Annotated in this window: 26 protein-coding genes and 1 tRNA gene; 22 read left to right on the forward strand and 5 right to left on the reverse strand. The window is 66.9% G+C overall.

Going from position 1 to position 24,019, the window contains the following annotated elements:
* The first annotated feature begins 12 nt into the window (after positions 1-12).
* From C5E05_RS01845 to C5E05_RS01910, 14 genes are all read left to right on the forward strand, one after another.
* Entirely contained in the window at positions 13-957 is a 945-nt protein-coding gene (locus tag C5E05_RS01845) for a hypothetical protein (RefSeq protein WP_104340955.1), read from the forward strand.
* Positions 954-1,277 carry a hypothetical protein gene (locus tag C5E05_RS01850; RefSeq protein WP_104340956.1) on the forward strand — a complete coding sequence of 108 codons (324 nt, stop codon included), beginning with the start codon at positions 954-956 and terminating at the stop codon, positions 1,275-1,277. The genes C5E05_RS01845 and C5E05_RS01850 overlap by 4 nt, the downstream gene beginning before the upstream one ends.
* Positions 1,278-1,291: 14 nt before the next feature.
* Positions 1,292-1,939 (forward strand): hypothetical protein, encoded by a 648-nt coding sequence (locus tag C5E05_RS01855; protein WP_104340957.1) that lies wholly within the window; start codon positions 1,292-1,294, stop codon positions 1,937-1,939.
* A gap of 26 nt (positions 1,940-1,965) precedes the next feature.
* Positions 1,966-3,498 carry a LamG-like jellyroll fold domain-containing protein gene (locus C5E05_RS01860; protein WP_104340958.1) on the forward strand — a complete coding sequence of 511 codons (1,533 nt, stop codon included), beginning with the start codon at positions 1,966-1,968 and terminating at the stop codon, positions 3,496-3,498.
* Complete coding sequence (locus C5E05_RS01865; protein WP_104340959.1) at positions 3,495-4,760, forward strand: hypothetical protein; 1,266 nt, start codon at positions 3,495-3,497, stop codon at positions 4,758-4,760. The genes C5E05_RS01860 and C5E05_RS01865 overlap by 4 nt, the downstream gene beginning before the upstream one ends.
* 250 nt (positions 4,761-5,010) lie before the next feature.
* Positions 5,011-5,814 (forward strand): peptidoglycan recognition family protein, encoded by an 804-nt coding sequence (locus tag C5E05_RS01870; protein WP_181059303.1) that lies wholly within the window; start codon positions 5,011-5,013, stop codon positions 5,812-5,814.
* A complete protein-coding gene (locus tag C5E05_RS01875) occupies positions 5,811-6,593 on the forward strand; it encodes a hypothetical protein (protein ID WP_104340961.1) in 783 nt (260 codons plus the stop codon). Before C5E05_RS01870 ends, C5E05_RS01875 begins: the two co-directional genes overlap by 4 nt.
* Positions 6,594-6,595: 2 nt before the next feature.
* Positions 6,596-7,030 carry a hypothetical protein gene (locus C5E05_RS01880; RefSeq protein WP_104340962.1) on the forward strand — a complete coding sequence of 145 codons (435 nt, stop codon included), beginning with the start codon at positions 6,596-6,598 and terminating at the stop codon, positions 7,028-7,030.
* A 7-nt stretch (positions 7,031-7,037) separates the two neighbouring features.
* Positions 7,038-7,361, forward strand: coding sequence for a hypothetical protein (locus tag C5E05_RS01885; protein WP_104340963.1), 324 nt, complete (start codon positions 7,038-7,040; stop codon positions 7,359-7,361).
* Positions 7,362-7,365: 4 nt separating this feature from the next.
* Positions 7,366-7,599 (forward strand): hypothetical protein, encoded by a 234-nt coding sequence (locus C5E05_RS01890; RefSeq protein WP_104340964.1) that lies wholly within the window; start codon positions 7,366-7,368, stop codon positions 7,597-7,599.
* Positions 7,600-7,604: 5 nt separating this feature from the next.
* Positions 7,605-8,087, forward strand: coding sequence for a hypothetical protein (locus C5E05_RS01895; protein ID WP_104340965.1), 483 nt, complete (start codon positions 7,605-7,607; stop codon positions 8,085-8,087).
* 178 nt (positions 8,088-8,265) lie between these two features.
* Positions 8,266-8,682: a type II toxin-antitoxin system RelE/ParE family toxin gene (locus C5E05_RS01900; protein ID WP_104340966.1), complete on the forward strand. Its 417-nt coding sequence runs from the start codon at positions 8,266-8,268 to the stop codon at positions 8,680-8,682.
* A 59-nt stretch (positions 8,683-8,741) separates the two neighbouring features.
* On the forward strand, positions 8,742-9,080 hold the full coding sequence (locus C5E05_RS20680) for a helix-turn-helix domain-containing protein (RefSeq protein WP_374953441.1): 339 nt from the start codon (positions 8,742-8,744) through the stop codon (positions 9,078-9,080).
* 137 nt (positions 9,081-9,217) lie between these two features.
* Positions 9,218-9,505, forward strand: a complete 288-nt coding sequence (locus C5E05_RS01910; RefSeq protein ID WP_146080998.1) for a hypothetical protein — start codon at positions 9,218-9,220, stop codon at positions 9,503-9,505.
* Positions 9,506-9,563: 58 nt separating this feature from the next.
* On the opposite strand, the gene C5E05_RS01915 is transcribed toward C5E05_RS01910, so the two are convergent.
* Together C5E05_RS01915 and C5E05_RS01920 are read right to left on the reverse strand one after the other, a co-directional pair.
* A complete protein-coding gene (locus C5E05_RS01915) occupies positions 9,564-9,770 on the reverse strand; it encodes a helix-turn-helix domain-containing protein (RefSeq protein ID WP_104340969.1) in 207 nt (68 codons plus the stop codon).
* 349 nt (positions 9,771-10,119) lie between these two features.
* Entirely contained in the window at positions 10,120-10,632 is a 513-nt protein-coding gene (locus tag C5E05_RS01920; RefSeq protein ID WP_104340970.1) for a hypothetical protein, read from the reverse strand.
* 74 nt (positions 10,633-10,706) lie between these two features.
* Between C5E05_RS01920 and C5E05_RS01925 the strand changes: the two genes are divergently transcribed.
* Positions 10,707-10,994: a DUF3263 domain-containing protein gene (locus tag C5E05_RS01925; RefSeq protein WP_104340971.1), complete on the forward strand. Its 288-nt coding sequence runs from the start codon at positions 10,707-10,709 to the stop codon at positions 10,992-10,994.
* A gap of 106 nt (positions 10,995-11,100) precedes the next feature.
* On the opposite strand, the gene C5E05_RS01930 is transcribed toward C5E05_RS01925, so the two are convergent.
* A tRNA-Ile gene (locus tag C5E05_RS01930) sits at positions 11,101-11,175 on the reverse strand.
* A gap of 130 nt (positions 11,176-11,305) precedes the next feature.
* On the opposite strand from C5E05_RS01930, the gene C5E05_RS01935 reads away from it, so the two are divergent.
* The 7 genes from C5E05_RS01935 (at position 11,306) to C5E05_RS01965 (ending at position 22,283) form a co-directional block, all read left to right on the forward strand.
* A complete protein-coding gene (locus tag C5E05_RS01935) occupies positions 11,306-11,917 on the forward strand; it encodes a ScbR family autoregulator-binding transcription factor (RefSeq protein WP_181059305.1) in 612 nt (203 codons plus the stop codon).
* 188 nt (positions 11,918-12,105) lie between these two features.
* Positions 12,106-15,831 (forward strand): efflux RND transporter permease subunit, encoded by a 3,726-nt coding sequence (locus C5E05_RS01940; protein WP_258064737.1) that lies wholly within the window; start codon positions 12,106-12,108, stop codon positions 15,829-15,831.
* Between the two features lie 103 nt (positions 15,832-15,934).
* Entirely contained in the window at positions 15,935-17,080 is a 1,146-nt protein-coding gene (gene proB / locus C5E05_RS01945) for a glutamate 5-kinase (RefSeq protein ID WP_104241413.1), read from the forward strand.
* 32 nt (positions 17,081-17,112) lie between these two features.
* The gene (locus tag C5E05_RS01950) at positions 17,113-18,432 is read left to right on the forward strand and encodes a glutamate-5-semialdehyde dehydrogenase (RefSeq protein ID WP_104340973.1); all 1,320 of its coding nucleotides are present in this window, start codon (positions 17,113-17,115) and stop codon (positions 18,430-18,432) included.
* 94 nt (positions 18,433-18,526) lie between these two features.
* On the forward strand, positions 18,527-18,997 hold the full coding sequence (locus C5E05_RS01955; RefSeq protein ID WP_104241411.1) for a hypothetical protein: 471 nt from the start codon (positions 18,527-18,529) through the stop codon (positions 18,995-18,997).
* Positions 18,998-19,049: 52 nt separating this feature from the next.
* Positions 19,050-21,599, forward strand: coding sequence for an alpha-glucan family phosphorylase (glgP, locus tag C5E05_RS01960; protein ID WP_104340974.1), 2,550 nt, complete (start codon positions 19,050-19,052; stop codon positions 21,597-21,599).
* Between the two features lie 177 nt (positions 21,600-21,776).
* Entirely contained in the window at positions 21,777-22,283 is a 507-nt protein-coding gene (locus C5E05_RS01965; RefSeq protein ID WP_104241409.1) for a DUF3145 domain-containing protein, read from the forward strand.
* Between the two features lie 139 nt (positions 22,284-22,422).
* On the opposite strand, the gene C5E05_RS01970 is transcribed toward C5E05_RS01965, so the two are convergent.
* Complete coding sequence (locus C5E05_RS01970; RefSeq protein WP_104241408.1) at positions 22,423-23,664, reverse strand: beta-ketoacyl synthase; 1,242 nt, start codon at positions 23,662-23,664, stop codon at positions 22,423-22,425.
* Positions 23,665-23,754: 90 nt separating this feature from the next.
* Positions 23,755-24,000: an acyl carrier protein gene (locus tag C5E05_RS01975; protein ID WP_068479114.1), complete on the reverse strand. Its 246-nt coding sequence runs from the start codon at positions 23,998-24,000 to the stop codon at positions 23,755-23,757.
* Positions 24,001-24,019 lie beyond the last annotated feature (19 nt).

Raw genomic sequence — 24,019 nt, forward strand, 5'->3', positions numbered from 1 at the left:
CTTGGTCTTCGCGTGGACTCATGGCGGGGCTCTGAGCGCCTCGAACGCGACCTGCCCGTCACGGGGTGGTCGTGGTCGGAGAAGGTCGGCGCGATGCCCTCAGGGCGCCTGACGGTGGACTTCCCGGCTGGCATGTACCCGACGGGCATGAACGACCCGCTGCGACCCGCAGGGCAGCTCCTGAGCGCCGAGATCATCCAGGACGGGCGCGCATACCCGCTGACGCCGTTCCGCATCACGGAGGCGTCTGAGGGCGTGAACGTGGTCGCGGACTCCGTAGACCTCGACATCGCCGAAGACCCGTGGCCGTTCCCGTCGTCCCCAGCGACCGGGGCGACGCTCCTGCGAGAGGCGGGTCGCCTCGCGGCTCCGCTCGTCGTGAGCCTCGCAGTCCCCGACGTCGCGCTCCCGCAAGGGCTGTCGTGGTCGGGGAAGCGGGATGAGGCGCTCATGGATCTCGCGGCGAGCCGTGGCCTGCGGTGGCAGCTCGAGTCGGACGGTTCACTGACGGCGGTGCCCCTCGGGAACCCCCTCGACCCGGAGCGCACGTACGAGCACGGCGTCGTCATGGACGCCCCGCAGAAGGCCAGCAGGTCGCGAGTGTCGAAGGCCACGGCCGTCCTGCCAGCGCAGGGCGACGAGCCCGCGCAGGTCGTCGTGCGGCGCCTGCTCGACGACGGCTACCAGCCTGACGTGTACGGCACGGTCGGGAAGGTCGAGCAGCTCCAGCAGGGCGCCACGCAGACGGACCTGCAGGCCGCCGCTGAGGCGATGCTCGCCGAGTCCGGCGGCACCAGAGACGTCCGCATTCACCCCGACCCGACACTGCGCGCGGGCATGACGATCCGCGTGAAAGTTCCGCGCCTCGCCGGCACCGAGATCATCCTCGGCCGCGTCGTGTCGCACACCCTCACCTCCGCGGGTGAGCACTCGGTGACGTTGACGGAGGCGCGATGACGGACAACACCATCCACCGCATCTTCCGAGCGCGGACGCGCAGGCGCAGCGGCGAGACGGCCACGCTCGGCGGCACGGTCGAAGAGATCGGCGTGGGCCGCGTGAAGGTGCGCATCATGCCGGAGCTCGAGCCCGTGTGGGTGCGAGCGGACGGCATCACCGCGATCGGCGCGGTCGTCGAGGTCGTCGTCGGCACGGACGGGCGCCCCATCGGGCAGGCCACCCTCGAAGCCATCCCGGACTCCGCGACCATCGCGTACGTCGGCCCCACCGGGGACGTGCTGCGCAACCTCACCGAGCGTCTCGGCGCTCTCGAATGACTTGGAGCACCTGAATGGCCTACACCTACGGGACAACCCCCGTGCACGGCTACCCGACACCACTCGATGACACGCCCCTGGACGCGACGTCGTGGGCGAAGCTCGTCGACACCATCGGCGTCGGCGTGCCCATGGTGTGCGCGAGCGCCACCGAGCAGGCCGAGTACCTGGCCGCGGTCACCGCCGCAGGCATGGGCCCCTCAGTGCGGTCCATCGTCCGCGTCTGCCGCACGGACCTGAACGGCCTCATCATGCGCAACAACGGCACCGGGTGGATTCGGGACTCCTCCGGCAGCCTCAGCGTGTACGGGCAGACGACATCCTCAGCGACGGACACCTCGAACACGTCACGCCTCATCGGCGCGATCCCCGTCGACCTCCCGTGCGCCGCGGACCTCTCGGTGACCGCGGACGTTCTCGTGCGACCTCCCGCCCTCCCTGCTGCCTGGGGTATCCGCGTGTGGTTGCAGGACGGCACGGGCCGTCAGCTCACGGAGAAGCGCCGCTACGGCCACAACATCGACCAGCTGTTCTACGCCGTCATCACGTCCCCCGTGTCCATGCCAGCGGGCGCCGGACGAGTGGAGCTGTGGGGGTCCGTGGACCTGAACTCCGGCCCCATCAACTGGTCGAACATCTCGATCGCCGCGCACTACGCGTGATCCACAACTACATCTAGGAGCACATCATGGCTGAAACCCGCGCGGTGACCTGGAAGGTCAACGACCCGCAGATGATCGGCGTCGACCTCCCGGTCGTGTTCACGCCCAAGTTCGTGAGCGAAGAGCGTGCGGGCGCGACGGTCCTCCCGATCCCTGTGCAGTCGGTCCTCGAGTCGGGGGTGCTGTCCGCGACGGCACTGCTCACCACGAGCGGCGAATGGGCGTGGCAGGTGACCGTCTACGCGCCCGGTCAGCGGTTCGCGTTCGACTTCCCTGTGCCAGCGGGCGCGACGCCACTCGATCTGACGACAGTGCCCATGATCCCGGCATGGCAGCCGTACGAGATGTGGCGCGGCGAGCTCCTGAACGCCGTCATCAAGGCGAAGGGAGACGGGTTCCGCAACCTGCGGGTGGACTCGTCTAACCAGCTCCTCGCGGACTACGTTCGCACCAACTCAGCTACGGGCGGGGAGACGGTGACGACCGTCACGGCGGGGACGATCGCGACCGTCGCGGGTGGGCTCACTGCGGCGCAGCAGACGATCTTCGACGCGCAGACAGTGAAGCTCAATCAGCTCGACACGCAGTTCGTAACGCGCGCAGCGGGCGCGGTCGGCGCGGTCGTCGTCGCCCAGCCGGTCGCGCCGACGGAGACCACCCGCAACGGCGTGCCGGTCGTGTGGATCGATACGTCCGAGGGGAAGACGGTCATCACGCCGACCGCCCCCACGTTCACGATCACGAGCTACACCATCCCGACACAGTCGGGCGTCTTCTACCGGGTGAACGGCACGACCCAAGCAGCCGGCACCTACACAGTCTCCGACGCCCGCACCCTGACCGTCAGGGCTGTCGCAGGATCAGGCTTCGTGCTCTACGGGACCTCCGAGTGGTCCTACACGTGGCTCGGCCCGACACCAACCCCCTCCGACGCGTACAAGAACGCCGTCCTTGCCTCCGGGCCGTCCGTGTATCTCCCGCTCGACGACGTCGCGGGGACGAGTGCCCCGCGCAATCTCGGTGCTGATGCGGTCACGGTTGCCGTGTCCGGGGGCGTGCAGCTCGGCGTTGCCGGCATCGGCGACGGCGTCCGGGCGGCGAAGATCACGGCCTCGACATCGGGGCGCGTCACCATCACGGGCATCTCCAAGCCAGCACGGACCGTAGCGACCGTCGAGGCCATCGTGACGGTTCCCTCAGTGACCTCCGGGCAGGGGCGAGTGTTCGGCAGCTCGTCCGGTGGAATCAACATCGGCCTGTTCAACGCACGCCCGATCGCCGGCGGCGGCGGCACAGTGCTCGCCGACGGCTCGGTCGTCGGGCAACGCGTCCACATGATGGCGATTAAGAACGGAGGAAACCTCAACCTGTTCGTCAACGGACAGCAGGTCGGCGCGCCAATCGTGAACTCCACGAACGTCTCCATCAATGAGCTCGGCATCGGCTACAACGGCACGAACTCAGGCATCGACGTGACGGTCGCGGGCGCCGCGTACTACGACAAGGCGTTGACTCCAGCTGATGCGCTCGCCCACGCGCAGGCTGCGGGGCTCGCGTGACCTGGAACGTGCACAACGGGTCAGCGTGGGTGCCGGCCAACCCGAAGGTGTCGATCAACGGCGCCTGGGTCGGCCCCACGAGCGGCCCGCCGGTGGCCCCGCTGAGGCAGGCTGCGATCAGGACGAAGGTTCCTACCGAGCCTCGCGGTTTCGGGGGCGCGACGCTCGTGTCGTTCCGAACTCGGCACACCGCGCCGCAGCAGATCGTTGGGCCGCGGCTCGGCTACGCGAATGCGGCCGTCTCGAACGACATGACGGTCACCGCCGGCATCGAGCTGCTCGACGGCACGCTCAAGCCTGCGCTCTTCGGTGGCCTCACGAGCGCGACGATCCAGTACCAGAAGCACGTCCGCAGCGACGTCGTGGATCTGACCATCCCGGCGGGCGACTTCTTCGTGCGGACGACGATGCAGGTCCCATCCGGCGGGCAGTTTGCTGGCCCCGCTCACGAGGTGCTCTCGCAGCCCCGCGGCGAGGCATTCGCCGCGGGAGTGAACTTCGCCCACGGCGGCACGGTGACGCCGTCGTACGGCACGTACCCGATCCTGCCGCTCGAGATCGTCGCGCCAACCACGCAGGTCTCCTTCGGCGTGGTCGGCGACTCGATCGCGATGGCGACTGGTGACCACCTCTGGGGGGCGAGCATCGGCGCGATGAGCGGCGGCTTCTTCGAGCGTGCTGCCATGACGGCGAACGTACCGAGCCGCCTCTACGGTCGAGGGGGAGAGGGCTTCAACGTCAGCGACGATGTCTTCACCCGCTACAACGGCTTCCCGGGGCTCGTGCATCTGCTCTGCGAGATCGGCACGAACGAGATGAACGCTTCCGTGCCGGGAGGGCCACGCGTCAACGCGTTGGCGTTCTGGAACAAGGTGAAGACCGTCAACCCGGGCATTCGCTTGTGGCAGTCAACGACCACGCCGTACACGTCGACGACGGATGGCTGGACGACGCTCGCCGGTCAGACCCTCGACCCGCGCTCGGTGGTGCATCCTGCGTGGAACAACTGGCTCCGAGACGGCGCACCGATCTCCGGCGGCGCCCCGGCTTCAACGGGGAGCTCAGGCTCGATCCGTGTCGGGCAGTCCGGTCACCCGTTGGAGGGCATCGTCGAGATCGCCGACAACCTTGAGTCCGCTCGGAACAGCGGGAAGTTCCGCGTCGACAAGGGCGCGCTCACGGCGGACGGTATCCACCCGAACGACCAGGGGCACATCCTCATGGCTGAACCGGTCGCGGCGTGGATGGCGAGCCTGAAGTAGGCGCTCCTACCAGGCGCGAGAGTCCATGAAGGCTTGCTGACATTCGAGGGTGCACAGGTCGCTTCTGTTGGAGAGCACCTTGTCGCAGTGCTCGCACACCTCGGGCCGGTTGCGTCTCGCGATGAACCATCGGATCAGACGGTGGATCGGCAGCACGGCAGCTCCTGACTTCGGGGTGGCCTCATTATGCACCGCTCACCCGCCTCGCGCACCCGTGCGGGGCTTTTCTCATGCCCATAGGAGGCACAGCATGACGTTCTCTAGCGTCGCTACCCGCATCTCGGGCAACGGCAACCAGCTCGGTCCACGCGGCCGCTCCGTGGATCACTTCGTCGTGCACCACGCGGCCGACTCGTCGCTCGCCAACGTGCTCGCGATGATGTCGTCCGGCTCGCGTGAGGTGAGCGCGAACTACGTCGTGAAGGACGGCCAGATCGTCGGTGTCGTCCCCGAGGAGCATCGGGGATGGTCGCTCTCGTCTCCTGAGTGGGACGGCCGTTCGATCACCGTGGAGACCTGCAACTCGGCAACGGGGGACGCGTCCGGCTGGCCCATCTCGGAGCAGTCGTACGAGTCGCTCGCGAAGCTCATCGCCGACTGCGCGACCCGATACGGGTTCCCCATCAACCGAGACCGAGTGCTCGGCCATCGGGAGGTGTTCTCGCGGCACGGAGCGTCGTATGCGACTGCCTGCCCGGGCGGCATCGACCTCGATCGGCTCGTGCGCATGGCGAAGGAAGCGCAGAGCGGAGCCCGCCCAGCCCCCGCTACACCCGAACCGACCGTGGAGGAATCCATGTACGTCGTATTCGTCGCCGAGACCAAGAGCAACTGGCTCATCACCCCGACTTTCGTGCGCAAGATCGTCGACCTGCCCGACGCGTCAGCGAAGGACACCATCGCGGGTATCGAGAAGCTCTCGAAGCCCAAGATCGTTCTCCCGTTCGGTGAGTTCTACGGCATCTGGTCGAACATCAACGCGGGCACCAAGGACGACTCTGCGACGGGCCGAGAGATCCGCGCCCTCGCAGAGCAGATCGCGGCGTCACGATGAAGCGCGTCTACGGCACAGAGGGCACCGGCCCGAAAGGCGCTGGCCGTTCGTCGGTCATGCTCGGCGATGACATCGCAGACCGCGTGCAGTGGGTGTCCAACGAGTTCGGTGCGGCAGGCAAGTCGTTCTCAGTGACGGACGGGTACCGCCCTGACGGGGTGCCCGCCGACTACTACGTCGACGACGCCTCGAAGACCAGCACGGGCGGCTTCAACCAGTGGTACGCCATCGGACAGCACAGGCGTCGTGGGGCTGCGTACGCGGCTCCTGTCGGCGGCTCGGACCACGCGAAGACCGGCCCTGGTCAGGGCGCTATCGACTGCTCTGTGCAGGACATGGCGTTGCGCCACGAACTCATGGGCGTCGTCGGTCTCATCCAGACGGACTCCACGGAGAGCTGGCATTTCGCTGTCCGCCGGACCCCCGCCGCTTGGTGGGACCGCAGCAAGGTCACCTATCCCAACACCGTCACTCCCAAGCCCGCCCCCCAGTCAGCAGTAATCGACTTCCAGGAGGAAGCAATGTACGTCGTATTCGTCGCCGAGACCAAGAGCAACTGGCTCATCACCCCGACTTTCGTGCGCAAGATCGTCGACCTGCCCGACGCGTCAGCGAAGGACACCATCGCGGGTATCGAGAAGCTCTCGAAGCCCAAGATCGTACTCCCGTTCGGTGAGTTCTACGGCATCTGGTCGAATATCAACGCGGGCACGAAGGATGACTCGTCCACGGGTCGCGAGATTCAGGCCCTCGCGAAGCAGCTCGCCGCGAAGAGCTGACCGTGACAGCTCGCGTCTCGTTCGGGCGGTGGGCATGGCGCGAGCTGTCCATCCACCCGTACCTGAAAGCGCTCTACCTGCTCGTCTACCTGACAGCGATCCTGCTCGGCCTGGCCGCGCTCATCGCACCGCCAGCGTCGATCGAAGTGGAGATCGGGCCCGCCCTCACCGTCGCGTGGGGGTGGCTCTCGCTGCTCGCGGGAGTCGTCGGCGCATCCGCGGTCCTTCCGGGCTGGTGGTGGGCGGAGAAGTTCTCCTGCGGCCTCCTGCTGATGGGCCTCGCCATCTACCTCGGCACCGTCATCTACGTGCAGAACACGTCGTCGGGCAACCGATGGGCGCAGATGACGCTGTTCAGCTTCGGCATCCTCCTCGCAGTGTTCCGCATCATCCAGACATGGAAGTACGCCTACGAGCCTCGACCGAAACTGAGGTAGCACGACGATGGACCTCGAAACGCTCCGCGTCATCGGCGCACTCGCCACGACACTCGGCGTCGGAACGATCCTCCCTGCAGCCGCACGGCGCCTGTTCCAGCTGCTCACGGGTCGCGCCGCGCGGGAACGGAGCGAGGTCGACAAGGCATGGGAGGACGTCGAGAAGGCCCGCCGCCGCACCGAGCACTACGCGCGGCGCACTCGCAAGGTCGAAGAGTTCGCATCACTCCTCGTCCGCCGACTCATCGCCGCGCCCTGCGTCGACGAGAGCACGATCCCGCCCTGGCCTGAGTACACGCCAGACACCGACAGCACCCCCACGAAGGAGTAACCGAATGTCCCACGCATCCCCATCCATCGAAGAGCGCTTCCCGACGTCCGTGTCGGCGGGCCCTCCCACCGACGAGCAGGTAGTGGCATCCGGCACGCTCCGGAAGGTGATCGTCGCTGCGGCAACCGCAGTGGATCGCCTCGTGCCCGCCGGCCGCGATAAGAGCATCGCGCTCACCGCCCTCGAAGACGCGCTCATGCGCGGCAACCGGGGCATCTTCAACCCACCGAAGGAGTGACCCGCATGGCCCTCATCCCTGAACCGATCGCGACTCAAGATCACGTCCGCTACCACCGCTTCGGCGGCGCACTCGTGCTGCTCGTCGTCGCCGCGGTGCTCGTCGTGCTGACGACGGGCGCCGCGCTCGCGCCGGCAGCGGCGACCGACGCCCCCATCATCGAGTTCACGCTCAGCTGGGTACTCATCCTGCAGCTGGTCATCGGCTCGCTGTTGCCGATCCTGGTGGGGCTCGTCACGAAGGCGTCCTGGTCGGGTGGCGTGAAGGGAGTGCTGCTCGCGGCGCTCTCGTTCGCTACGTCGATCGCGTCCTCGCTCCTGAACTCCGCCGAGACCGGCACCCCGTACGACATCGGCCAGGGCATCCTGCTCGGCTTCGCGACGTTCGTGACCGCCGTCGCCGTGCACTACGGCATTCTCAAGGGCTCGGGCATCTCGGCCGCCGCGCAGGCGTCCGGAGTCCACGACGGACCCAAGCACGCCGCCTGAGCCGCCCCACACGCGACTTCGCCCCCTCTCGCTGAAGCGATCCCGGACACCCGGGACGACGCTTCGCGGGAGGGGGCGGTTTCGTCGTTCAGTCGGTTGCTGTAGACGCCGAGCGTGACCTGTACTATCCGTCTAAGCAGAGAGAACGCATGCAACGAGACGGGGGACGTGTTAGCTTGTGACTAAACAACAGGTCGCTAACGTCTTCGAGGGAAGCGACGTCGTCAGCATCGTCACTGCCACGGACGGTCGAGACTTCGTCGAGGAGTTCCTTGAGGCACTGGAGCCCAGGGAGAGGGCGAAGATCTATGCATACTTCGAATGGTTGCGAGATGGCCATCGCATCAAGTCGCCTGAGAACATGCGACACATCAAGGACGTGCACGACCCCACCGGGTGCGGTGCTCAGGTTCATGAACTGAAACTCCATCAGAACGGTGGCCGCCGCTTGTATGTTGTCAAGTTCGAGAACCGCTGGTACGCAACGCACGGCGTACTCCGAAAGCCGCCCGACAAGAAAGTGCGCACTGAGGCCTTGAAGGCTTTCTCAATTTTTAATGACGTGTCCATCGACGAAACCGATGAGGAGGAATAATGTCTGCATTCGATCGGGAAGATCCCGAATTCAAGGCGATGTTGGCCGAAGAGGCTGCTATGTTGTCCGCTGCGGAATCCCTTTCAGCGGCCTTGGAGGAATCCGGGATGACACGGGCGGATCTTGCGCGTGCTCTCGGCGTTAGCCCCGCCGAGATTACTCACCGACTTCAAGGCGAGCGCAATATAACGGTCCGAACGCTTGCGGCAACTGCGCACTATCTTGGACGCCGCATACGCATCGAGTTAGAACCGCCGTCCAACGAAGGGTCGCGCTCCCATGAGCGCGCCGCGGAGAGCGGCTACCGGCGGTGGAGTGCACCGAAGGGGAGCAGTACAAAATTCGGTGAGGAGACGGGGCTCGCACGTCTGCGCCCACATGGGCTGGTGAATCACTGATGGTGCGTTCTAACTCCATCCGTCTCGCTGACCCGAGGGTGTTGGACATCAGTGCAGCTTCGCGATCTGTGCCTGAACCCCACGCAGATTGGTATGTGGGAGTCGCTCCAATTGCGGACACTCCCGAAGCGCGAGTTGTGATAGCCACCTTGCATGTACGAGGCAAATCAGGTGGCTGCGATGTCACCGTCGCCGCGCAGATGCTGCATCCGCGCGCGAGGAAGGTGACGACCGAAGAATTCCAGGAGGCTCTTGAACATTCCGATGCGCTGGAAGCGCTCTTCGATTTCGCTCGCATACAGGCGCGAGTGGTCATGGCGATCGTTGAATCCGACGACCAGGTGCCCGTCGCGTCTCCAGAGCCGGAGTTCTCAACGTTAAATCCCGCTGGCGACGACGAGCCCGAGGAGATTGAGCCTCAGTAAAGTGACAGGTCATCGAAACCGCCCCATCTCCTTCGGGAGGTGGGGCGGTTTCGTGCATCTACGACTCGTGCGCCTGCGCGGCCTTGACGATGCGGCTGATGTGCATGGGTGAGAGGCCGACATCCTCGGCGATGTGCGCGCGTGGCATGCCTGCTGCGTGGGCGGCGAGGACGGCGGCTTCCCGATCGGCGTGCGCCTGAGCGAGACGTCGGGCGGCTGCCGCGAGCTTTCGGCTGTGCTCTTCGTCCTGCGGGCGACGCTTCATCGGCGGTTGCGGACTGCAGTGACGAGCGCGGCGACGGCGACGGCGAGCGCAGCAATCCCGATGACGAGCGTGATGATTTCCATGGTTGCTCCTTGTAACGTGGGAGGGGTGGCCCCCGGTGCTTGGTTCACCGGGGGCCTCTCTGGTCAGTCCTTGCGCCTATTGCGCTTGGCTGTCTGCCAGAGGATGACGGCGGTCAGCAGGTTCACTGCCGCTGTCAGTAGGCCGATGATCTCCATCGGTCTCCCTCCTGTCACCGTGTTTCGGTGACAGGATAAGTGTAACATCATGTTGCATAAAAGAGCAACACGATGTTGTGCTTTTCGGGGTCTGGCCAAAGCTCGGGCATTCACCAGCCCTTCTTCCTCGTCGCGCGCTGCGCCATGTGGAGCAGTGCGACCGAGAGCTCGGACGCGAGGCTCTGCGCCGCGAGCGCATCGCCCTCGAGCGTGACTGGGCCGCGGATTTGCGCGTTGCCGTGCGAGATCGCCCATTCCTTCTCGCTCATGGTTCCGACCTCGAGGGCGTGGCGCACCTCGGCTCGCACACCGCCTTCGGTGATCCACTGCAGCATCTCGAGCCACGCGTCGAACACCTCGAGCGGTTCGAGCAGGATCGGCTCGTACGTGTCGCCGTCGACGGTGGCCGGCGTCGGCGCGAGCTCGCCGTCGACGTCCCGCAGTGGGGGCGTCTCGCCCCAGAGGAGCCAGGACATGCCGTCGACGGGCTTCGTTGCCACCGGGCGCCAGCAGACGATGCGTTTCGTCCAGTTCCCGTCGACCCGCTCGCGGACCGTCTCGCACCGCAGCGCCAGCGACTCGAGGGCGACTTCGGCGGTGACCTGCACGGCTGGTTCGTTCATGCCGTGGATGCTCGCACAGGCCGCCGACAGTGACCTCTCCGCGCATTGTCGGTGGTCGGTCGTAGCCTGCCGGCATGCTCACTCACCTTGAGCGCAGCCTCCTCGAGTTCGAGGCAGCGCACCTCAGACACACCGCGGCGAAGCAGGAAGGCATCCGGCAGCACGGCTTCGCGTCGTCGCCCACGGCCTACTACACGATGCTTAGGGCGGTGCTCGCGAACCCCGAAGCGGTCGAGGCGTTCCCGCAGCTGGCCGCCTGGCACAAGCGGGCCGCCGACGCTCGCGCCGGGACGAAGGAACGTCGACGCATTGAGCGGATGGAGAGCGCTTCGCAGAGAGTAAGGAACGAGCTCGCGAGCTAGGCCCGTTTCAGGGTGTGGGCAAAATGTGGGCAGAGCGCCCAGCGACTGACCAGCGAAGGCCCCGACTTCCGCACCATTCCGGGGGAGTAGGGGCCTTGCTCGTGAGTAGGGCGGGTGGGACTCGAACCCACGCATCGTCCAGTTATGAGCCGGATGCCTTAACCAGCTTGGCTACCGCCCCAAGCGCTGTCGATTGTATCCAGAATTCGCGCACACGTGCGGTGGGCGACGGGCTCGACGGGCGCAGGTCTAGACTGATGCCCCAGAAGCGGGGTCGGAGCCGACCTCGGATGCATGAAAAGCAGGGGATGATGAAGCGAGCTGAACAGCGAGCGCAGACGAGACAGGCGCTGCTCGAAGCGGCTTCGCTCGAGTTCGAGGCCAATGGCTATGCCGCCACAGTCCTCAGTGATATCTCGGACCGACTCGGCATGACCAAGGGAACGGTCTACTTCCACTTCCCGACGAAGGCGCTCCTCGCCAAGGCCGTCTCGGCGACCTGGACTGAGATGTGGGATGCAGAGATCGCTCGCTCCCGCGACCGCGGGCTCTCGCTCGACGAGCTCGAGTCACTGATGATCCGGATCGCAGAGCGGTTCCAGTCCGATTCGCTCATGCGGGCCACGATCCGTCTGGTGCGCGAGCGCGAGCTCATCGAGGAAGAACTTCCGAGGCCTTTCGACGCCTGGCTCGAAGTGACCAAGGAAGCGCTGCAGGCGTCTCGGGAATCGGGGGTGCTCCGCGACGACATCGACGTCGACGCGGCCGCCTGGCAGGTGCTCGCGAACCTGGTCGGCATCCAGATGCTTATGCAGGATCTGAACGACGGCAGGAGCATCGTCGAGCGCGTTCGAGAGATGTGGGCGGTCCACCGCGTGACACTCGCGAACCCGGGCCGAACGGCTGACGTCGCGTCGTCGTGAACATGTGATCGAGACGGGGCGCCGACCTCGTCGCGAGGAGACAGCGATGCCGGCAAAGATCAGTCTCTAGTAGGGCATGAAACTCCCGGAACCAGTCCTTTCGGGTGATTCCGAGGATCTTCACGGTCGACAGTATGGGAGGGCGTCGGGTTGTCACCCGGCGCCCTGTCGCGTCGAAAGGTCCCTCTGTGTCTGTGCTCACTCGTCTGAGTCTCAAGTATCGAATTCTGATCGGACTGCTGACCGCTGCAATCGCGGCGGCCGGAATCATCTCGACGGCGCAGCTCAAGCAGGAGCTCATGCCGTCGGTGGAGGTCCCGCAGGGATTCGTGACGGCGACACTGACCGGGGCCTCGCCCGACGTCATGGTGACCGAGGTCACCGAGCCCATCGAGAACGCTCTCCGTGGCGTCTCGGAAGTGCAGTCCGTGACGTCGACGACGTCGGAGGGGTTCGCCCAGATCGTCGTCTCCTGGAGCTTCGACGCTGACAAGACGCAGGTCGAGGCCGAGCTCCGATCCGCCGTCGAGTCGACGAAGTCGCTCCGCCCCGAGTCCTCTACGGCAGAGCTCAACACGTTCTCGCTCGACGCGCTCCCCGTGCTGACGCTCGGCGCATCCTCCGACACAGACACTGCGACGCTCTCGAAGACGCTCACCGACTCCGTGCTGCCCGCTCTCTCGCAGGTCGACGGAGTGCAGAACGTCGAAGTCTCCGGCACCCGCGAGGAGCGAGTGGAGATCAGCCTCCGCCAGGCGGACGTCGAAGCGCTCAAGATCGACACCGCGTCGATCGAACCGACGCTCACTGCCGCTGGCATCGTGCTCCCCGCTGGAGACGTCACGAGCGGCACCGGGGAGATCTCCGTGCAGGTCGGGTCGCAGCTCAGCTCCCTGGATGCCATCCGCGCCCTCCCGTTCACGACGGAGGACTCGACCGTGCTGCTCTCGCAGTTCGCGGATGTCGACATCAAGGAGATCCCCGCGACCTCCATCTCCAGGGTCAACGGCGCGGAGACCCTGACGCTGAGTGTCACGAAGGCGTCCGACGCGAGCACGGTCTCCGTCGCGCACGGCGTCACGGAGAAGCTCGCAGAGGTCACACCCGGACTGCCCTCGAACGTCGTCTTCACGGAGATCGAGAACCAGGCACCGTACATCGAGCAGTCGATCCACGACCTCTCGGTCGAGGGTGGGCTCGGCCTCATCTTCGCCGTCCTCGTCATCTTCCTGTTCCTCGCCTCGTTCCGGTCGACGATCGTCGCGGCGATCTCGATCCCGATGTCCCTGCTCATCACGATGGTGGGCCTGAACGTGGGGGAGTACTCGCTCAACATCCTGACCCTCGGAGCGCTCACCATCGCGGTCGGACGAGTCGTGGACGACTCGATCGTCGTGATCGAGAACATCAAGCGTCGGCAGGGTGACGGCGCCCTGACGATCGAGGGGATCGTGGGCTCCGTCGGCCAGGTCGCTGGCGCCATCACCGCCTCGACGCTCACGACGGTCGCGGTCTTCCTCCCGATCGCGTTCGTCGGGGACATCGTCGGCCAGCTCTTCCGACCGTTCGCGGTGACGGTCTCCATCGCGCTGGTCGCGTCCCTCGTCGTCGCGCTGACGATCGTCCCGGTGTTCGCGTACTGGATGCTGCGTCGCCCCTCGAAGCCCATGAAGCGCGAGCGGTTCGTCCGTGCGCGTGCAGCCCAGGCCGCCTGGACCGCACGCCAGGAGGAAGCAGCCGAGGGACGTTGGGCTCGTCGGTCGGCGAAGCTCGAGGCGAAGAACGAGAAGCGGGAGCAGCGCGGGAAGTCAGCGCTGCCGGTCCCCACCGCCGCCCCCGGTGTCGTCGCGGCACGGGGCGATGGTGAGGAGGGATCGCCGTACGACGGACTGCAGCGAGCCTTCGTGCCCATCCTCGACGCGACCCTGCGGCACCCACGCCGCACGATCGCGGCCGCGCTCGCCCTGCTGCTGCTCACCGGCATCGGCGCAACCGCGCTCCGTAGCGACTTCCTCGGCAGCATGGGTGATGAGACGGTCCTCGTCGAGCAGAAGCTCCCGCAGGGCACGACCATCGACGAGAGCTTGGCGGGCGCCGAGAAGCTCGAGGCCGTCCTCGCCACGAAGGGGAGCGTCGAGACGTTCGTGAGCTCCATCGGGGCCGGCGGTGCTGGCGGATTCGGGGGCGGTGACGCAGAGAGCACCTCGATCACCGTGATCCCCGCAGAGGGGCAGGATGCGGAGACGGTCGCCAACAGTCTGCGCTCGGACTTCGGCGGGCTCAGCGATGTCGGCGAGGTGACCGTGACCACTGCGGCTTCCTCAGCTCTGGCATCGGACGTTCAACTCGCAATCCAGGGCAACGACGCGGACTCGCTGAGCCAGGCGGCCACGCAGCTCGGCGATGCCGTCAAGGACCTCCCCGGCGTGACGGCGGTCTCGAACGACCTCAGCACGGGCGGCAACGTGGTCATGGTCGACGTCGACCGCAGCAAGGCGGCCGGCTACGGCTATACGCAGGCGACCGTCGGCCAGGCGGTCTCCGCCGCGCTGACCGGGACCCCGCTCGGCACGGTGCGCCTCGAGGGCGTCGACCGCGACATCGTGATCGCGCCGACGCAGGGGCCAGTCGCTCTCGACCAGCTCGCCCTCATGCAGCTTCCCGTGACGGCGGTGCAGCAGCAGCGTGCCATCACCGACGCGACGGACGCGTTCACGGAGGAACAGGAGACGAAGGCCGAGGAGCAGGAGGCTGAGGCGGTCGAGCAGATGCAGGAGACCGTCGACGACGCCGTCGAGGCTCGGGACACGGTGTCCGCGCAGCTCGGCGAGCTGCAGACCCAGCTCGCGACGCTGCAGACGGCGCCGCTGACCCCAGCGGTTCCCGACGCCGGCTCCAGCATGACCCCGGAGCAGGCGGCGCAGGCGGAACGGGACGCGCAGATCGCCGCCCTGACCGAAGCGATCGAGCAGGCAGAATCGGGCATCGAGCAGGCCAACGCCGGTGTCGACGCGGCCGTCAAGGCTCAGGAGGACATGGCGGCTCAGTCGCTCGAGGCAAAGGAGCTGCAGGCCAGGCAGGAAGGGCTCGCCGACACGAAGGCGACGCCCATCCGGCTCGGAGACATCGCAGAGGTCCGCGAGGAGGCGACCCCTGGCGCGATCACCCGCAACGACGGCGCGCGCCAGGTCACGGTCTCGGTCACTCCGGCCGAGGGGCAGTTGGGAACCGTCACGCAGGCCGTCTACGCGGCGACCGACGGTCTCGAGCTTCCCGCCGGTGTCACGTTCGTCGTCGGAGGTGCGTCCGCCGACCAGGACGAGTCGTTCCAGCAGCTCGGCATGGCGATGCTCCTCGCCATCGTGCTCGTGTTCCTCATCATGGTGGCGACCTTCCGCAGCCTGATGCAGCCGCTCATCCTGCTCGTCTCGGTGCCGTTTGCCGCCACGGGAGCGGTGGCACTGCTCCTGCTCACGGATACGCCGCTCGGCCTGCCGTCGCTCATCGGACTCCTCATGCTGATCGGGATCGTGGTCACGAATGCAATCGTGCTCATCGACCTCATCAACCACATCAGGGAACGTGGTTCGAGCGTGCACGACGCGATCGTGCACGGGACGAGGCTGCGCCTCCGTCCGATCCTCATGACCGCTGCGGCGACGATCTTCGCGCTCGTGCCGATGTCGCTTGGCCTGACCGGGGGTGGCGTGTTCATCTCCAAGCCGCTCGCCATCGTCGTGATCGGCGGCCTGATCAGCTCGACGCTGCTCACGCTGGTGCTGGTCCCCGTCCTCTACTCCAGCGTCGAGCGCCGGAACGATCGACGGGCTGCCAAGCGCGCGGCTCGCAGGGAGCGCAAGGCCGAGGCGGCCGCCGAGAAGACGGCAATCGCCGCGGCTCCCGCCGGAAGCTGACGCAGGGTGGTGCCGCGCAGCAGCGCGGCGCCACCCTGAGCCGATGTGACGCGAGTCGGCGGCAGAATTCGGCAAGCTCCGACGATCGGGAGAGAATAGCCGGATGCATCCGATAGCCGCCCGTGCCCAGCTCGCGACCGCCCACCGCATCGTGGTCAAGATCGGCTCCTCATCGCTCACGGGCGCCGACGGGCACCTGAACCTCGAAGCCCTGCGCTCGCTCGTGCAGGTCATCGCGGATCGCCACGACAAGGGACTCCAGACCCTCCTCGTCACCTCGGGCGCGGTCGCCGCCGGCATCGGGCCCCTCGGTCTCCCATCGAGGCCGCGCGACGTGGCGACTGCCCAGGCTGCCGCCTCCGTCGGGCAGGGGATGCTCGTGGCCCGGTACGCAGAGGCGTTCGCGGATCGAGCCATCACGGTCGGGCAGATCCTGCTCACGGCAGAGGACACCGTGCGGCGCACCCGCTACAAGAACGCGCAGCGATCGCTCGAGCGCCTGTTCAGGCTCGCGGTCGTGCCGATCGTGAACGAGAACGACGCGGTCGTGACCGATGAGCTCCGCTTCGGTGACAACGACCGGCTCGCCGCGCTGGTCGCCCAGCTCGTCGGGGCCGACGCGCTTGTCCTGCTCACGGACGTCGACGGCCTGTACGACGGCCCGCCCAGCCGCGAGGGCACACGGCGCATCTCCGAGGTGCTCGGCCCGAGCGATCTTGAAGGCATCGAGGTCTCCGGCAGGGGCAGCGACGTCGGAACGGGTGGCATGCTCACCAAGCTCGAGTCGGTCTCCATCGCCACGGGATCGGGCATGCCCGTCGTGTTGACGAAGGCGGAGAACGCGCGCGCGGCCATCGACGGGGAGCGTGTCGGCACGTGGTTCGCCCCGACCGGGAAGCGATCGTCGCGCAAGCGGCTCTGGATCGCCCACGCCGCGCGGGTGCAGGGCAAGATCGTGCTCGACGACGGCGCCGTCGACGCCGTGCTCGGTGGGCGAGCCTCGCTGCTGGCTGCCGGAATCGTGGGCGTCGAGGGCGAGTTCGTCGCCGGCGACCCGGTCGAGCTGGTCTCGAAGGAGGGCGTCGTCATCGCACGAGGCCTCAGCGGCTTCGATGCCGTCGAGATCCCCGACATGCTCGGGCAGTCGTCGAGTTCGCTGCGCGAGTCGCTTGGGACCGGGTACGACCGCGAGGTCATCCATCGCGACGACCTGGTGCTCGTGCGCCCGAAGGGGATCCGCGTCGGCTGAGGGCGACCGCTCGCGGCGTAGAATGCTCTGTCATGACGATCTTGCAGGGTGAGCGCGCGGACACGGCGGACCAGGGCGACGCGGACGAGCTGGCGAGCACCGCCATCATCGAGCTCGCCGAGCGGGCACGGGCGGCATCGCGCGTGCTGGCTCGATCGACGCGTGCGCAGAAGGACGGGGCGCTCGTCGCCCTCGCGGAGGCCCTCGTGCGTGCGACGCCCGAGATCCTCGCCGGCAATGCGCAGGACCTCGAGCGCGGGCGCGTCTCGGGCATGTCCGAAGGTCTCCTCGACCGTCTCGCACTGGACGAGTCCCGCATTCGAGCGATCGCCGACTCCCTGCTCGAGGTCGCGGCGCTGCCCGACCCCGTCGGTGCAGTCGTCCGAGGATCGACCCTGGCCAATGGGCTCCGACTCCGACAGCTGCGTGTTCCGATGGGGGTCATCGGTGTCATCTACGAGGCCCGTCCCAACGTCACCGTCGACGTCGCCGGGCTCGCGCTGAAGAGCGGCAACGCCGTGCTCCTCCGCGGCGGATCCGCCGCCGAGCACTCCAACTCGGCCATCATCGGCACGCTTCGGTCGGCACTGGATGCGTACGGGCTGCCCGCCGATCTCGTGCAGTCGATCGACGAGTACGGCCGCCCCGGAGCCCGCGCACTCATGCGAGCCCGCGGGCACGTCGACCTCGTCGTCCCTCGTGGCGGTGCCGGTCTCATCCAGACCGTCGTCCGCGAGTCTCGAGTTCCCGTCATCGAGACGGGAGTCGGCAACTGCCACGTCTTCGTCGACAGCACCGCCGAGCTCGACATGGCGCTCGAGATCCTCATCAACTCGAAGACGCACCGAGTCGGCGTCTGCAACGCGGCAGAGACCCTGCTGGTGCACTCGGATGCGGCAGAGGCGTTTCTCCCCGGCGCCCTCGCGGCGCTTGCTGAGCGCGGGGTCCGCATCCATGGCGACGACCGCACGAGGGCCGTGGCGCCTCAGGGTGTCGAGGTGCTCGAGGCGACACACGATGACTGGGCGACGGAGTACCTCGACTACGAGATCGCAGTGCGAGTCGTCGACGACTTCGATGAGGCGCTCGTGCACATCCGCGAGTTCAGCACTGGCCACACCGAGGCGATCGTCACGAGCTCGCTGCAGGCCGCAGAGCGCTTCACCGCTGAGGTCGACGCCGCAGCCGTCATCGTGAACGCGTCGACGCGCTTCACGGATGGCGGCCAGTTCGGGCTCGGCGCCGAGCTGGGCATCTCGACCCAGAAGCTGCACGCTCGCGGGCCGATGGGGCTCGAAGAGCTCACGACGACGAAGTGGGTTGTCACGGGCGACGGCCAGATTCGCGCCTGAGCTGCGGCACCTCCCGCGCGAAGATCAGTCCAGGTGATGACGCGTTCCGTCAGGCTCGCCGCGTAGCCTGATCGGAGACGTTGAAGGGACGATCATGACCAGCACCCCACTGCCCATCGAGAACCAGCCGTCGAACTTCGACCAGCACGACGCCTTCGCCCAGGCGCCGAGCACGGAACGCCCCCAGGGCCTCGACCGAGTCTTCCTCGGTGAGCTCGAGGTGTCCCGAGATCGCATCTCGGGTCCGTACGGCTCCCTCCCGACGGAGGGCTCGACCGTGTTCGTCACGAACATGTCGCGCGTCGAGCGTGCCATCCCGACGTGGGCGATCATCGTCGCGATCGCCGGGTTCTTCGTCCTGACGATCTTCAGCCTCCTGTTCCTGCTGGTGAAGGAGGATCGCGTCGTCGGCGGATACGAGGTCCGCATTTCGAATCCGACGGGAACGCTCACGAGCTTCGTGCCGGTTGATGCGCGCTCCGCCGCCTGGATCTGGCAGGACCTCCAGGGCCGTGCGGCCGCCGCGCGGGAGCTCATCGCGTCGGTAACTTCCACCGTTCGCTGACGTTCATCTCGGCGACGCGGTGGCGCCGTGTTTCGGCGCTACGCTGGAGCGCGTGAAGGCCTACGACTCGCTGTCCGTATCCACTGTTCTCCCTCCTGAGCTCGCGCCGCTGCGCACTCTCGCCAAGAATCTGCGCTGGTCCTGGCGCTCGAGCGCTGAACGGCTCTTCGCCGGCATCGACGAGCAGCTGTGGCGAGCGTGCGGCCGCAATCCCATCGTGATGCTTCGCTCACTTCCGGCATCCCGCGTCGCCGAGCTCGCGGCAGATCCCGAGTTCGTCGCGCGGCTCGGTCACGAAGCCGAGGATCTCTCGGCCTACCTCGACAGCGACCGCTGGTTCCACAAGCACACGCGGGGTACCGCGGACGAGGCGACGAGCGTTGCCTACTTCTCGATGGAGTTCGGGATCACGGAGTCGCTCCCCGTCTACTCCGGCGGTCTCGGTGTGCTCGCGGGCGACCATCTCAAGAGCGCAAGCGACCTCGGGGCGCCGATCATCGGCGTCGGCCTCCTCTACACCTACGGGTACTTCTCGCAGACCTTGTCTCGCGAGGGATGGCAGCAGGAGGCTTACGCGGAGCATCCGCCGAAGGACCTCGCCGTCGATCCCGTGTTGGACGCGTCGGGTGCCCAGTCCCGCGTCTCTCTTGCCTTCCCGGACGGGCGGACGCTCGAGATCGCACTCTGGGAGGCCCAGGTCGGCACTGTGCCGTTACTGCTCCTCGACACGAACCTTCCGGAGAACCCTGAGGATCTCCGCGCGATCACGGATCGGCTCTACGGTGGAGACGCCGAGCACCGCATCCGGCAGGAGCTGGTGCTCGGCGTCGGCGGAGTACGAGCCGTGCAGGCGTACGCGGAACTCAACGGACGCCGGCAGCCGACCGTCTTCCACCTCAACGAGGGGCACGCGGGCTTCTCGGGCGTCGAGCGCATCGGTCAGCTGATGGCTGGCGGCGAGACGTTCGAAACCGCGCTCGCCGCAGTGCGGTCGAGCACCGTCTTCACGACGCACACGCCGGTTCCCGCCGGCATCGACCGCTTCGACGCACATCTCGTGCAGCGCTACCTCGGCTCGTCCGGCGGTCTGACCCTGGTGCCTGACGTTCCGCTGGCACGCATCATGGAGCTCGGGGCGGAAGACGACCCTGGCCGCTTCAACATGGCGCACCTCGGTCTCCGCCTCGCGCAGTACGCCAACGGCGTCGCGAAGCTGCATGGCGTCGTGTCCCGAGGCATGTTCGCCAAGCTGTATCCGGGTGTGGCCGCAGAGGAAGTCCCGATCGGCTCGATCACCAACGGCGTCCACATCCCGAGCTGGACCCGCCCGTCGATGCTCCGGGTCATCGAAGCCATGAACGGCGGACGCGAGCTCGCGACGTCCGGCACGTGGAACCACCCGGAGGCGGTCGGCGCCGAGGAGCTCTGGCGCATCCGCGGTGAGCTGCGGGCCGAGCTCGTCAGACGGGCCCGCGAATCAGTTCGCGCCTCGTGGCAGGCGCGAGGCGCACAGGACGCGGAACTCGGCTGGATCCGAGACGTGCTGGATCCCGAGCGGCTCACGATCGGCTTCGCTCGTCGAGTCTCGACCTACAAGCGCCTCACCCTCATGCTGCAGGACCGAGATCGGCTCGCCCGCATCCTCAACAATCCCGATCGTCCCGTCCAGTTCGTCATCGCCGGCAAGGCGCATCCCGCCGATATGGGCGGCAAGCAGCTCTTGCAGGAGCTGGTGAACTTCGCCGATGAGGCGGGGGTTCGCGACCGCATCGTGTTCCTCCCCGACTACAACGTCGCGATCGCGAAGCACCTCGTGGCCGGCAGCGATGTGTGGCTGAACAACCCCGTGCGTCCACAGGAGGCATCCGGCACCTCGGGCATGAAGGCCGTCATGAACGGGTGCCTGACGTTCTCGATCTCAGATGGCTGGTGGGATGAGATGGCGGACGACGCTGTCGGGTGGACGATTCCTGACACCAGCGGAGTCGATGAGCGCACGCGTGACGCTCTTGAGGCCGGTGCGCTCTACGACATCCTCGAGCACGAGATCGCGCCGCTGTTCTACGCGCGCGATGAGCGGGGCCTTCCTGTCGAGTGGGTAGAGAAGGTCCGCCGTTCCGTGTCGGTTGTCGGCCCGAAGGTCGCCGCCGAGCGCATGGTGCGGGACTACGTCACCGACCTCTACCTGCCTGCGGGCCGTTCGGCACGCGTTGCCTCCGACCTCGTCGCTACACGCTCGTTCGCGACTTGGCTCGGCGACGTGCGGGCGGCCTGGCCGGGCGTCCGCGTCGCGTCCGTGGTCGCGGAGAACCGCGAGCCGAAGGCGGGGGAGAGCGTCCGTCTCTCGGCAAGAGTCGAACTCGGCGGGCTGAGTACTGACGACGTCCTCGTCGAAGCCGTCGTGGGTGCTCCCGACGCCGAGGGTGAGCTGCAGAGTACTCGGATCGTCGAGATGCGGCCTGCCCACGAGGGGGGATCGACGTTTGTCGTCGACGTTCCGATCGACGAGCCTGGACTGCTCGGCTACACCGTCCGGGTGCAGCCGAGGCACGCGTTCCTGCAGGCTTCGGCCGAGCTGGGACTGGTCCGTCTCCCCGTGTAGGAGATCGCTCCTGGGTGGCGGCGCCGAAAGTAATGACAGGCTTGTCATTCGGCGTCGTCGTCGGGCATAATTCAAGTGACGACAGAAATGTCGACGTCTGGTAAACGATGCAGTTCGCATCCATTCATCACGTGATCGTTGGGGAAGACGAATCACCAAACGAATGGAGGAGAACTCATGGTTGCACCGAACGCAGGAGGGGTGCTCTACGTGCACTCCTCTCCTAAGGCGCTTTGCCAGCACGTCGAGTGGGGTGTCGGTCGCGCCCTCGGGTACGCCGTCAACCTTCCCTGGATCGACCAACCGGTCATTCCAGGGCAGTTGCGTGCGGAGTTCACCTGGGAAGGCGAGCCTGGCGCTGGGGCGGCCATCGCGTCGCACCTGCGCGGCTGGGCCCACCTTCGCTTCGAAGTCACCGAGGACGCGCGTCCTGGCGTCGATGGCGGTCGCTGGATGCACACGCCTGAGCTTGGTATCTACTACGCCCAGACGGATGCCTCTGGCGGCGTCGTGGTTCCGGAAGATCGCGTTCGGTACGCGATGGAGATCGCTGGCGGCAACGCCTCCGAGCTCCACCGCGAGCTGCGCCTCGCGCTTGGGCAGGCTTGGGACGACGAGTTGGAGCCTTTCCGCATCGCCGGCGACGAGAGTCCCGTCGTGTGGATGCACCACCGAGTCGGCTAGGCCCGCCAAGCGGATGGTCCGCTGAGAGGCGGACCGGAAGCTGTTCTCGACACTCCAAGACTGTGGCCCCTCAGGTTCTCACCTGAGGGGCCACAGTTCTTGCTGCCGGACGTCGAGGCGGCCGGCAGAGGGGGAGGATCTACACTCCGCGGAACGCGACGACGGCGTTGTGCCCGCCGAAGCCGAACGAGGTCGAGATGGCGACCTTGCCCGGTGCGTCGAAGGGACGCGGCTCGGTGACGACGTCGAGGTGGATCGCGGGGTCCTGCTCGTTGAGGTTGATCGTCGGGGGCAGTGTCCCCTCCGAGAGGGCAAGCACGGTGAACATGGCCTCGAGGGCTCCCGCGCCGCCGAGCAGGTGGCCTGTGGACGCCTTGGTCGCGGAGACGGGAATGGAGGCGAGGTGCTCGCCGAAGACCGACTTCAGCGCCGTGAACTCAGCGATGTCGCCGACGGGCGTCGAGGTGGCGTGTGCGTTGATGTGCGTGACGTCCTCGACGGACACACCGGCCTGGCCCAGTGCGGCGGTGATCGCTCGTGCCGCCCCGGTGCCCTCTGGGTCCGGTGCCGTGATGTGGTGTGCATCCGCCGTGACGCCCCCGCCGATGAGCTCAGCGTAGATGCGCGCACCGCGCGCGAGCGCGTGCTCCTCGGTCTCGAGCACGAGCGCCGCAGCACCCTCGCCCAGGACGAAGCCGTCTCGGCTCACGTCGTAGGGACGTGACGCGTGCGATGGGTCGTCGTTGCGCTTCGACAGGGCCTGCATCGCCGCGAAGGAGGCGACAGGGAGCGGGTGGATTGCCGCCTCGGAGCCACCGGCGACGACGACATCGGCGAGGCCCTGCTGGAGGTGCTCGTAGGCGTCTGCGATGGCTTCCGTGCTGGATGCGCATGCTGAGACGACCGTGCGAACACCGGCGCGGGCCTTGATGTCCATGCCGATCGCTGCTCCTGGGCCGTTCGGCATGAGCATGGGGACGGTGAGCGGCATGACCCGGCGCGGGCCCTTCTCGCGGAGCGTGTCCCAGGCGTCGAGGAGCGTCCAGACTCCGCCGATGCCGGTTGCCCAGTCGACGAGGAGGCGTTCGGCGGGGATATCGCCGACGGTGAGGCCTGCATCGGCGAAGGCCTCACGGCCCGCGATGAGCGCGAACTGGCTTGAGGGGTCGAGGCGCTTGGCCTCGTGGCGGGGGAGTACCTCGCTTGCCGGGACCTTTGCGGTCGCGGCGAATTCGATGGGGATCTCGTACTTCGCGACCCATTCGGCCTCGAGTGTGCGAGCTCCTGATTCACCGGCGAGGAGCGCTTCCCAGGTGCTGCGGGCGGTGCCGCCCAGCGGGGAAGTCGCACCGATGCCGGTGACGACGATTTTCTTGGTCATGACAACTGCTCCTGAATGAACTGGGGCGAAGGTGAGACAGTCACTAAGAGTGGGCGGCAGAAGCCGCCCACTCGAAGTGAGGGATCGTCCTTAGGACGCTGCGACGATGAAATTGACGGCGTCGCCCACGGTCTTGAGGTTTGCAACCTCGTCGTCCGGGATCTTGACGTCGAACTTCTCTTCAGCGTTGACGACGATCGTCATCATGGAGATCGAGTCGATGTCGAGGTCGTCGGTGAAAGACTTCTCAACGGTGACCGTGTCAGCCGCGATTCCGGTCTCGTCGTTTACGAGCTCAGCGAGTCCCGCGAGAACTTCGTCGTTGGTAAGTGCCATGGTGTTTCTCCTTGATTGT

Origin of the sequence: Pseudoclavibacter sp. AY1H1, assembly GCF_002931055.1 — a bacterium.
Classification (GTDB): Bacteria; Actinomycetota; Actinomycetes; order Actinomycetales; family Microbacteriaceae; genus Pseudoclavibacter.

Excerpts from the sequence above, each read along its gene's own strand:
- C5E05_RS01850 (WP_104340956.1), top strand. The coding sequence starts at position 954 with ATGACGGACAACACCATCCACCGCATCTTCCGAGCGCGGACGCGCAGG.
- C5E05_RS01855 (WP_104340957.1), top strand. The coding sequence starts at position 1,292 with ATGGCCTACACCTACGGGACAACCCCCGTGCACGGCTACCCGACACCA.
- C5E05_RS01860 (WP_104340958.1), top strand. The coding sequence starts at position 1,966 with ATGGCTGAAACCCGCGCGGTGACCTGGAAGGTCAACGACCCGCAGATG.
- C5E05_RS01870 (WP_181059303.1), top strand. The coding sequence starts at position 5,011 with ATGACGTTCTCTAGCGTCGCTACCCGCATCTCGGGCAACGGCAACCAG.
- C5E05_RS01875 (WP_104340961.1), top strand. The coding sequence starts at position 5,811 with ATGAAGCGCGTCTACGGCACAGAGGGCACCGGCCCGAAAGGCGCTGGC.
- C5E05_RS01885 (WP_104340963.1), top strand. The coding sequence starts at position 7,038 with ATGGACCTCGAAACGCTCCGCGTCATCGGCGCACTCGCCACGACACTC.
- C5E05_RS01890 (WP_104340964.1), top strand. The coding sequence starts at position 7,366 with ATGTCCCACGCATCCCCATCCATCGAAGAGCGCTTCCCGACGTCCGTG.
- C5E05_RS01895 (WP_104340965.1), top strand. The coding sequence starts at position 7,605 with ATGGCCCTCATCCCTGAACCGATCGCGACTCAAGATCACGTCCGCTAC.
- C5E05_RS20680 (WP_374953441.1), top strand. The coding sequence starts at position 8,742 with ATGTTGTCCGCTGCGGAATCCCTTTCAGCGGCCTTGGAGGAATCCGGG.
- C5E05_RS01915 (WP_104340969.1), bottom strand. The coding sequence starts at position 9,770 with ATGAAGCGTCGCCCGCAGGACGAAGAGCACAGCCGAAAGCTCGCGGCA.
- C5E05_RS01920 (WP_104340970.1), bottom strand. The coding sequence starts at position 10,632 with ATGAACGAACCAGCCGTGCAGGTCACCGCCGAAGTCGCCCTCGAGTCG.
- C5E05_RS01925 (WP_104340971.1), top strand. The coding sequence starts at position 10,707 with ATGCTCACTCACCTTGAGCGCAGCCTCCTCGAGTTCGAGGCAGCGCAC.
- C5E05_RS01935 (WP_181059305.1), top strand. The coding sequence starts at position 11,306 with ATGAAGCGAGCTGAACAGCGAGCGCAGACGAGACAGGCGCTGCTCGAA.
- proB (WP_104241413.1), top strand. The coding sequence starts at position 15,935 with ATGCATCCGATAGCCGCCCGTGCCCAGCTCGCGACCGCCCACCGCATC.
- C5E05_RS01950 (WP_104340973.1), top strand. The coding sequence starts at position 17,113 with ATGACGATCTTGCAGGGTGAGCGCGCGGACACGGCGGACCAGGGCGAC.
- C5E05_RS01955 (WP_104241411.1), top strand. The coding sequence starts at position 18,527 with ATGACCAGCACCCCACTGCCCATCGAGAACCAGCCGTCGAACTTCGAC.
- C5E05_RS01965 (WP_104241409.1), top strand. The coding sequence starts at position 21,777 with ATGGTTGCACCGAACGCAGGAGGGGTGCTCTACGTGCACTCCTCTCCT.
- C5E05_RS01970 (WP_104241408.1), bottom strand. The coding sequence starts at position 23,664 with ATGACCAAGAAAATCGTCGTCACCGGCATCGGTGCGACTTCCCCGCTG.
- C5E05_RS01975 (WP_068479114.1), bottom strand. The coding sequence starts at position 24,000 with ATGGCACTTACCAACGACGAAGTTCTCGCGGGACTCGCTGAGCTCGTA.